This window comes from Microvirga sp. P4_A5, from assembly GCF_056402495.1.
Map to the genome: position 1 here is coordinate 1 of NZ_JBFUHH010000172.1, position 3,792 is coordinate 3,792.

Annotated in this window: 3 protein-coding genes and 1 pseudogene; all 4 read left to right on the forward strand. The window is 62.3% G+C overall.

Features of this window, described 5'->3' with window-relative positions:
• Nucleotides 1-1,339: Ig-like domain-containing protein (locus AC1DVM_RS22660; protein ID WP_477258322.1), on the forward strand; the 1,339-nt coding region annotated here is incomplete at its 5' end.
• A 326-nt stretch (nt 1,340-1,665) separates the two neighbouring features.
• Nucleotides 1,666-2,538, forward strand: a complete 873-nt coding sequence (locus tag AC1DVM_RS22665; RefSeq protein WP_477258324.1) for a peptidyl-prolyl cis-trans isomerase — start codon at nt 1,666-1,668, stop codon at nt 2,536-2,538.
• Entirely contained in the window at nt 2,535-3,560 is a 1,026-nt protein-coding gene (locus tag AC1DVM_RS22670; RefSeq protein ID WP_477258326.1) for a HupE/UreJ family protein, read from the forward strand. The genes AC1DVM_RS22665 and AC1DVM_RS22670 overlap by 4 nt, the downstream gene beginning before the upstream one ends.
• A gap of 18 nt (nt 3,561-3,578) precedes the next feature.
• Nucleotides 3,579-3,792, forward strand: a pseudogene (locus tag AC1DVM_RS22675) (DUF3604 domain-containing protein); the annotation flags it as partial.

Sequence of the window (3,792 nt, forward strand, 5' to 3'; positions counted from 1 at the left end):
GGTCAAGACCGCAACCGGCACTTGGACCGCCACGACCGCCGCACAGGCGGACCTGGAAGACGGCACCTATCAGTTCCGCGCCGTCGTCGCCGACGCCGCCGGCAACCTCTCCCATTCGAACGAGATCGCGGTGACGGTCGACACGGCGGCTCCCACGGTCGCCGTCGCCATGGCGGCGCCGAGCGCAAACGGCACCTCGACGGTGACCTTGACGTTCAGCGAACCGATCGAAAATTTTATCTCCAGCGATCTCCAGGTGATTGGCGGAAGCGTGACGGATCTCGCAGCAGATGCGAGTGGCCACATCTTCACCGGCACATTCACGCCGGCCGCCAACTTCGATGGGCTTGCATCCGTGACTGTCATGGCCGGGAGCTATACGGATGCCGCCGGCAATGCCGGGCTCGCGGGTACCAAGACCCTCGAGGTCGACACCAAAGCGCCAACCGTCGACGTCTTCCTCGACTCGTTCGTCGGGAGACAAGCGGTGTTGACGTTCAACTTCAGCGAAGGGGTGAATCCGGGGAGCTTCACGGCGGATGACGTGATTGTCGGCGGAGCGACCATCATGTCCCCGACGCTTGGTAACGGCACATCACACTCGGCTCTCCTGCAGGCCGCGCTGAGCTCCAGTGGGACGATTTCGGTTGCCGTGAAGAACGGAAGCTACACGGATAACGGCGGGAATGCCGGCACCGGCATTTTCGAAACCTTCAATGTCACCACATTCGCCGCCACCGGCAGTGCGGATTGGCTCCTCGGCACAAGTGGCAAGAACGTGCTGAAAGGCGGCGCTGGCGATGACATCATCCGCGGCGGACGCGGCAGCGACGTGATCGTCGGCGGCGCCGGCAAAGATCTGCTCGACCTTTCGGACGGCGCACGAGGGATCACGATCACCCTGTCACAGGCCAATAAGGCGTACACTCTCTTTGATGGCCGCAAGGCCGGTCTGGGGGTCGATAAGTACCGCGACATGGAAGGCGTCGTCGGGAGCAAGTTCAAGGACGTGATCTCAGGCTCGGCGAAAGGCGATATCCTGGCCGGACTCGGTGGGAACGACATCCTTCGCGGTGGCGGCGGCAACGACGTTTTCGTCTTCGAGGCCACGGGAGGGCGCGACCGCATCCAAGACTTTGGAGACAAAGCCCGCAACCAGGACACGCTTGACCTCAAATATTTCGACTTCGACGTGACGAGGGACACCTTCACCGCGTGGAAGGCCAGCCATGTCAAGCAAGTGGGCGCGAGCGTAGTCATCGACATCGACGCCGCAAACTCGGTCAAGCTCATGAATGTCAAGGCGAAGGCTGTCGGCTTCGACGATTTCCTGTTCTGATTAGACCCAGTTTGCACCTGCAAAGCCACGTAACTCGCCAAGCAGCCGGTTTCTTGTTGCACCAACTTGCACCGGCTGCCCGTGTCGCGTTTACGCTGCTCACCTCGCCGTCCGATTGCGCCGTCTCTCATCCCGGGAGAGCGGCATGACCGGAAAGGGGGCGCGCCGACGCGCTGTCGGCCGCGGGCCCGTCGCGAAATTTAATCGAAAGCTGCATTCTAAGCCGACCATGGCAAAGCGAAGCTTGGTCTTTGTCGCCTTCTTGCCAGTGGCCCGATCAGCGCGCAGACTGGGCTGTTCTATCGCTGAGGCTGCGGGGACATCTCTTGAAACTGTTCCGCGATCCGCTGTTCCACTTCCTCATCGCCGGCGCCCTTCTGTTCGGCGCCCACGAGTGGTGGGCGCGCGGCAGCCGGAACACGCCGACCGAGGCGTCTGTCACGATCGGTCCGGGGGAAGTCCGATGGCTGCGCGAAACCTTCGCAAGTCAGTGGCGTCGGGAGCCCACGAGCGCGGAGATGTCCAATCTCCTGGCGACGCTCGTCAACGAGGATTTGCTCGCCCGCGAGGCCCGCGCGCTGGGCCTCGACCGGGATGACACGATCGTGCGGCGGCGGCTGGCGCAAAAGCTCACCTTCCTCATCGAGGATACGACCGGCATTGCCGATCCCGGAGAGGACGAACTCCGGCGCTTCTTTGCGACTCGCGCCGAGCGCTATCGCACCGAGAACCATGTGTCGTTCAGGCATATTTTTTTCAGCCCTGGCCGGCGCCAGGACGCCTCGGCTGACGCTGGCGTAGCGCTGTCGGTGATGGCAGCGAACGGGGGTGCGACGCCGCCCGAAGGCGATCTCCTGCCACTCGAACAGGAATATGTCGGCATTGATCCTCAGGCGGTTTCGAGCCTGTTCGGTCCCGACTTTGCGCGGACGGTATTCGAGCTAACACCCGGATCATGGAGTGGTCCTGTCAAATCGGGCTACGGAATCCATCTCGTGTTGGTACTCAGGAGGGAGCAAGGCGAGCCGCGTCCGTTCGAGGAAGTCCGCAATACTGTCATGGATGACTGGCGCAGATGGAAGGCCGTCGAGACGAACGAGGCGTTTCTAGCGAAGCTGCGGAACAAGTACGGCGTGGTCGTCGACCCGGATGCAAAGCTCCTTCTCGAGCAGGAAACGAAAAGGCAGGCGACACGATGACGGTCGCCGGGGCGCTCTCCCGACTTGCGGTAAGCATGCTGGCGCTCGCGGCTTTCATCGGTGGGATAGTCGCATTGACTCCATCGATCGCTTTCGCGCACGAGGTAAGGCCGGCTTATCTTGAGCTAACCGAGCAGGCACCCGGCTCTTTCGACGTGCTGTTCAAGATCCCGATGATCGGCGACCGGCGGCTGGCGCTGAGCGTCGAGTTTTCCGATGAGGTCGAAACACCGACACCGATCGTCTCTCGCACGACGGACGGTGCCATGGTTCAGACCTGGCGGGTGCATGCCAAAAACAGGCTTGCCGACGTGGGAGTGCAGATCATCGGGCTGCAAAATACCGTTTCGGATGCGCTTCTCCGCGTTCAGTTCGTTGATGGGCGGTCCTTCGTCCGGCGCCTGACACCCGCAGTGCCGCAGGCGACTATCCCGGCGGAGCAGAGCAGTTCCGGCGTGGCCGCGACCTATCTGTGGCTGGGGGTCGAACACATTCTTCTCGGATACGACCATCTGCTCTTCGTGCTCGGCCTCGTTCTGCTCGCGGCCCACATGCGGCAGCTTGTGCTGGCGATCACGGCCTTTACTGCCGCACACAGCATCACGCTGGCGGCCGCTGTCCTCGGCGTCGTTCATGTTCCACCAAAACCCGTGGAGGCGATGATCGCCCTATCCATTGCGTTCGTGGCGCAGGAGATCATCCGCGCACGACAGGGCAAAATCAGCATCGCCACCAGCTTTCCTTGGGTCGTGGCGTTCGCATTCGGGCTGTTGCACGGTTTTGGCTTCGCGGGCGCGTTGAGCGAAATCGGGATTCCTGAAGGGCATATCCCGTTGGCGCTGCTGTTTTTCAATCTCGGCGTCGAAGCCGGCCAAGTGTTGTTCGTTGGGGCGGTTTTAGCCTCGTGGACGCTTGTTCGGCACCTCCGGCTGCCTTTGCCGCGCTGGGCAGCGTCGGCGCCGGCCTATGCCATCGGCAGCTTGGCGATGTTCTGGATGATCCAGCGCGTTTCTATGTTCTAGCACCCAAGGGGAACCAAGATGCAACGATCACGTATCGACAGTTTGCTGGCCGGCGTCGCCAGCCTCGCGCTCACCCTTCCCGCCGTTGCGCAAGGAACCGCCGCCAGCGATGTCGGAACTCTCGACCGAGCCGCCGCCGAAAAACTCTTTAGCACGACGCGACCCTACTCACCCTACGCAGGCCGCAGCTTCCCCACCCGGCCGCTCTTCGGTGACACCCACCTTCACACAT